The organism is Streptococcus sp. 27098_8_109 (assembly GCF_041432295.1).
In the GTDB taxonomy this organism is placed as follows: Bacteria; Bacillota; Bacilli; order Lactobacillales; family Streptococcaceae; genus Streptococcus.
Genome location: NZ_JAPVZJ010000035.1, coordinates 1 through 2,257, shown reverse-complemented (window position 1 = coordinate 2,257; position 2,257 = coordinate 1). Strand labels below are relative to the sequence as shown.

At 43.1% G+C, this 2,257-nt stretch carries 1 protein-coding gene; it reads right to left on the bottom strand.

Translation table 11 applies throughout. The features are described from left to right. On the bottom strand, positions 1 to 2,257 hold a 2,257-nt coding region (locus O3664_RS09045; protein WP_371613935.1), incomplete at both ends, for a DUF1542 domain-containing protein.

The following is a 2,257-nucleotide window of genomic DNA, read 5'->3' as shown; positions in this document are numbered from 1 at the left end:
CTGTACGAGAGTCTATTTCATCAGTCTTAGCTTTTAAGGCATCATCGATGGCTTTCTTAGCTTCTGGCTTCGCTTCTGGTTGTGGATCTACTGCTTTTACTTCTGTTATTCCAGTCACCTTAGCTCGGTCTACTTCCGCATTTGTTGTTGCATTATCGATGGCTGCTTTTGCTGCGTTGGCCTTAGCTTTTGCTTCTGACTTAGCCGCAGCTTTCTCTTCATCTGTCAAGTCTGTACGAGAGTCAATCACGTCGTTCTTAGCTTTAAGCGCGTCGTCGATGGCTTGCTTCGCAGTCGGTTTTGCCACTGGCTTTGGAGTCACTGAAGCTACTGATGCCGTTCCTGCAGTCTTAGCTTGTTCCACTTCTGCGTTTGTTGTCGCATTGTCGATTGCTTCTTTCGCTGCATCAGCTTTTGCCTTAGCTTCTGCTTTGGCTTTAGTTTTTTCTTCAGCTGTTAAATCATCATTCGCATCTATTGCATCTTCTTTTGCTTTTAATGCATCATCTATTGCCTGTTTGGCTGCTGGTTTTTTAGCTGCTTCTGGACTAAACGAGTTCACATCACTTAAACCAGATACACTATTTACATCTACTTTAATGTCTGTATCTGCTGCATCGATTGCGTCTTTTGCCTCATTAGCTTTATTTTCTACTTCAGCTTTTGCTGCAGTTTTCTCTTCAGTTGTTAAATCATCTCGAGCATCGATTTCTTCTATTTTCTTCTCTAGAGCTGCATCAATTGCTTTTTTAGCCTCTGATTTCTTAACTGGTTCTGGACTAAATGAATTTACATCACTTAAACCAGATATACTATTTACATCAACCTTAATATCTGTATCAGCTTCATCGATTGCTTTCTTAGCTGCATCGGCTTTAGCTTTAGCTTCCTCCTTAGCTGCTAATTTTTCTTCTGCTGTTAAGTCATTATTCGCATCAATTTCTGCTTCTTTTGCCTTTAGTGCTTCATCTACAGCTTTTTTAGCCTCTGGTTTCTTAACCGCTACTGGATTCAATGAGTTTACATCTGCTACCCCAATAGTTTTTGAATTTTCAACGTCAGCATTTGTTGCCGCTTTATCAACTGCTTGTTTTGCCGCTTCTGCTTTAGCCCTAGCTTCTTCTTTAGCTGCTATTTTTTCCTCAGCTGTCAGATCATCTCGAGTATCGATCTCTGCTTCTTTGGCTTTAAGCGCATCTTCTATCGCTTTCTTAGCTGCTGGCTTAGCTTGCGCTGTTGGATTTACTGAAGATACACTCGTTGCTCCAGCGTTTTTAGCTTGAGTTACTGCATTATTTGTTGTCGCATTGTCGATTGCAGTCTTCGCTGCGTCTGCTTTGGCTTTCGCTTCTTCTTTAGCTGCTGTTTTTTCCTCAGCTGTCAGATCATCTCGAGCATCGATTTCTGCTTCTTTGGCTTTAAGTGCATCTTCTACTGCTTTCTTCGCCTCTGGTTTCGCTACTGGAGTTGGAGTCACCGAATCTACCGATGTTGCTCCATCATTTTTAGCTTTTTCTACTGCATCATTTGTTGTCGCGTTGTCTATTGCTGTTTTCGCTGCGTCGGCTTTTGCTTTCGCATCAGCTTTCGCTGCTGTTTTCTCTTCATCTGTTAAGTCGTTATTTGCGTCGATTGCGTCGTTCTTAGCTTTTAGCGCATCATCAATTGCTTTCTTCGCTGCTGGTTTGGCTACTGGAGTTGGAGTCACTGAAGATACACTTGCTGCCCCATCATTTTTAGCTTGAGTTACTGCATCGTTTGTGGTTGCGTTGTCGATTGCAGTCTTCGCTGCGTCGGCTTTGGCTTTAGCTTCTTCCTTAGCTGCTATTTTTTCCTCAGCTGTCAGATTATCTCGAGCATCAATCGCGTCATTTTTAGCTTTTAGGGCATCGTCGATTGCTTTTTTAGCTGCTGGTTTTGCCACTGCTGTTGGATTTACATTATTTACTTCTGTTGTTCCATTAGCCTTAGCTTGGTCTACTCCCGCGTTTGTTGTCGCATTATCGATCGCTTGTTTCGCTGCAGCTGCCTTGTCTTGCGCTTCTTGCTTAGCTTTGGCTTTTTCTTCGTCTGTTAAGTCATTATTTGCGTTGATTGCTGCTTCCTTAGCTTTCAGCGCATCTTCGATGGCCTTCTTAGCAGCCGGTTTAGCTGTTGGTGTTGGAGTGACTGATGATACACTTGTCGCTCCGTCGTTTTTAGCTTGCGTTACGGTATCGTTTGTGGTTGCATTGTCAATTGCAGTCTTCGCTGCGTC